The 2,593-nt window shown below is 66.1% G+C and carries 2 protein-coding genes and 1 pseudogene; 1 reads left to right on the forward strand and 2 read right to left on the reverse strand.

Annotated features, from left to right (window positions below; all coding sequences use genetic code 11):
- Positions 1-192: 192 nt before the first annotated feature.
- Positions 193-585: a PD-(D/E)XK nuclease domain-containing protein gene (locus C6P64_RS17425; RefSeq protein ID WP_245911783.1), complete on the reverse strand. Its 393-nt coding sequence runs from the start codon at positions 583-585 to the stop codon at positions 193-195.
- 97 nt (positions 586-682) lie between these two features.
- Positions 683-2,302, reverse strand: a complete 1,620-nt coding sequence (locus C6P64_RS17430; protein ID WP_105749799.1) for a peptide chain release factor 3 — start codon at positions 2,300-2,302, stop codon at positions 683-685.
- Between the two features lie 64 nt (positions 2,303-2,366).
- Here C6P64_RS17430 and C6P64_RS17435 point away from each other — a divergent pair.
- A pseudogene (locus C6P64_RS17435) lies at positions 2,367-2,593 on the forward strand (SAM-dependent methyltransferase); the annotation flags it as partial.

The following is a 2,593-nucleotide window of genomic DNA, read 5'->3' on the forward strand; positions in this document are numbered from 1 at the left end:
TTTATTTGATAATAAAATTATTGCCTCTATTATATTTTAATGAAAATCAAGACGATCGGTCCGCAATCTTGTTTCAGATTGCAACAACGCTGCCTGTTGAGCACCGAGCAGGCTGGCTGGAGGTGCCAGCCCTGCGTGCTGGAGCATGGTGCTGAAGGGGCGCTGGCGTCTTGAGCCGCTGCAACTGCCGGCTCAGTCGAGCCGCTCGACCTCGAACCAATAGACCTGGCCGTTGAACAGCACGGTCATGTCGACCCGGCCCTTGTTGGTGGCATCCTCCAGCCGGATATCGAGTCCGAGCGCGGCGAAGTGGCTGTAGAACACGCTCGCGTAATAGCCTTCGAAGCGCGCGATGGGTGAGTTTCGGTACCAGTCGTTCGGGATGCTGGCAAAGAAGGCTGTGAACAGAGCCCGCAGCCCGGTGAAGTCGTTGATCCGCAGCAGCTCGTAGAGTTCGCCGGTGTGGTGCATCACGGCCGTGGTGTCGGGCACATAGCGCCGCAGCAGCACGTCGTTCAGGCTCGACCTGACTTCCTGGTTCGGGTAGCGCAGCGTATAGCGCGGCTGGGCGCCTATGCGCTGCACGCTGCCTATCGTCAGGTAGCCGGCCTGGTGGCCAGGAATCTCAGAATCGGTTCGATGAACTGGTCGTAGGTCGGAACTGCCATGCTTGCGTTGCCGGTTACACCGCCTTGTGGAACACCAGTCCGGCGTGCTCGCGCATGGCGTGGAACTGGATCTTGGGCCAGTTGGCCTCGACCGCGCGCAGGGTGGCGCCATGGTCGACCAGGATGGTCGGCGCGTCGACCGCGTCCCAGGCCATGCGGTGGATGTTGGCGTCGATGAAGCGCTTGAGCTCGACCTCGCCGCCGTTCTCGGGCGGGCAGGTGACCCAGCGCGCGACCTGGTACGGGCTGTGCGTGATGCGCGCCTTGACGCCGTATTCGGCCTCCAGCCGGTGCTGCACCACCTCGAACTGCAGCTGGCCGACCGCTCCCAGCATCAGCACCGAGCCGGCCATCGGGCGGAACACCTGGATCGCGCCTTCCTCCCCGAGCTGGGTCAGGCCGGCCTTGAGCTGCTTGCCGCGCAGCGGGTCGGCCACCTCGACCGAGCGGATGATCTCGGGCGCGAAGAAGGGCAGGCCGGTGAACTGCAGCGCCTCGCCCTCGGTCAGCGTGTCGCCGAGCTGCAGCACGCCGTGGTTCGGGATGCCGATGATGTCGCCGGCATAGGCCTCGTCGAGCAGTTCGCGGCGCTGGCTCAGGAAGCTCACCACGGTGTTCGGGCGCAGTTCCTTGCCGCTGCGCACGACCTTGAGCCGCATGCCGCGCGTGAAATGGCCCGAGGCGACGCGCACGAAGGCGATGCGGTCGCGGTGCGCCGGGTCCATATTGGCCTGGATCTTGAACACCACGCCGCTGAACTTGGGTTCGGTTGGCTCGACCACGCGCTGCAGCGCCGGCTTGGAGCCGGGCGGCGGAGCCAGGTCGACCAGCGCGTCGAGCACCTCGCGCACGCCGAAGTTGTTGATCGCCGAGCCGAACAGCATCGGCGTCTGCTTGCCGGCCAGGAAGGCCTGCTCGTCGAAGGCCTGCGAGGCGCCCTCGACCAGCTCCAGCTCGTCCTTGGCCTGGCTCCATTCGAGCCCGAAGCGCTCGGCCGAGGTCGGGTTGTCGAGTCCGGCCAGCACCTCCTCGTCGCCGCCGGCGCGGTCCTCGCCGGCCGCGTAGACCCGCATCTGGTCGGTGCGGCGGTCGAACACGCCGTGGAACAGCTTGCCCATGCCGACCGGCCAGGTGAAGGGCACCACCGTCATGCCGAGCTCGCGCTCGATCTCGTCCATCACGTCGAGCGGCGACTGCACCTCGCGGTCCATCTTGTTGACGAAGGTGATGATCGGCGTGCTGCGCGCGCGGCAGACCTGCAGCAGGCGGCGCGTCTGCGGCTCGACGCCGTTGGCCGCGTCGATCACCATCAGCGCGGCGTCGACCGCCGTCAGCACGCGGTAGGTGTCTTCCGAGAAGTCCTGGTGGCCCGGGGTGTCGAGCAGGTTGATCACGCAGTCGCGGTATTCCATCTGCATCACCGACGAGGCGACCGAGATGCCGCGCTGCTTCTCGATCTCCATCCAGTCCGAGGTGGCGTGGCGCGCGGCCTTGCGCGCCTTCACCGAGCCAGCGATGTTGATCGCGCCCGAGAACAGCAGCAGCTTCTCGGTCAGCGTGGTCTTGCCCGCGTCGGGGTGGGAGATGATGGCAAATGTGCGGCGGCGGCGCACTTCAGAGACGATGTCAGACATGGGACCGGATTATCCCCGAGCCCCGTGCTAGCGGTCCTGGCGGTCCATCAACGACAATCCCGCCATGCACCCGAAAGCCTTGATCGACCATTGCGCCGAACTGATCGCGCAGACCCTGACCTTTGCCCATCCCGCCGACGCGACCGTGAGCCAGTACTGCCGCGAGCAGCGCAGCCTGGGCTCGCGCGAGCGCCCGCTGCTGGCCGACGCCGTCTATGCGCTGCTGCGCGAGAAGCCCTTGCTCGAATGGCTGCTCAGGAAGCTGCCGGCTCCCAAGGCCGCGCCTGCGGC

Source organism: Malikia granosa, from assembly GCF_002980595.1.
In the GTDB taxonomy this organism is placed as follows: domain Bacteria; phylum Pseudomonadota; class Gammaproteobacteria; order Burkholderiales; family Burkholderiaceae_C; genus Malikia; species Malikia granosa.